Below are 575 nucleotides of genomic sequence, written 5' to 3'. Positions count from 1 at the left end.
GCAAAAGAGCTGCTGGTTGCGCTGGAACAGGGTATTGATATCGCCCACTACGCCGCCGCGATGCCACCGGTGATCGTGCCGGAAACGCTGGATCCGATTAATCTGCTGGGCGTACTGCGTCGCGCTAAGGGTAGCCTTGTCATGGTCAGCAACGAGTTTGGCGTGGTGCAGGGGCTGATCACGCCGCTGGACGTGCTGGAAGCGATTGCTGGCGAGTTCCCGGATGAGGATGAAACGCCCGATATCGTTGCCGACGGAGAAGGATGGCTGGTCAAGGGCGGAACCGATTTGCATTCTTTGCAGCAGCTTCTGGATACGCAGATGCTGGTAAAGCCGGAAGACGATCATGCGTCGCTGGCGGGACTGCTGATTGCGCAGAAAGGCCAGTTGCCGCAGGCGGGTGAGACCATAGAGCTGCCGCCGTTTACTTTCCTGATCGTTTCCGCCACCGACTACCGCATTGATTTGGTTCGCGTGACGCGGGAAAAACCGCCGGTAGAAGACAATTAAACCTGACTGAACATCAGCCGCGGTGCGGCTGATGTTCGCTAAGCCATTGCGGAAAACTTTCCAGT

Annotated in this window: 1 protein-coding gene; it reads left to right on the top strand. The window is 57.6% G+C overall.

The genetic code is table 11. The features are described from left to right. The coding region (locus RTK32_RS10685; RefSeq protein WP_312043756.1) for a transporter associated domain-containing protein at nt 1–510 on the top strand (510 nt) is incomplete at its 5' end. Nucleotides 511–575: the final 65 nt, after the last annotated feature.

It is taken from the genome of Erwinia sp. (assembly GCF_031978025.1).
Taxonomy (GTDB): Bacteria; Pseudomonadota; Gammaproteobacteria; order Enterobacterales; family Enterobacteriaceae; genus Erwinia.
Note: the sequence above shows the minus strand (reverse complement) of the source record. Positions and strands in the feature narration are given on the sequence as shown.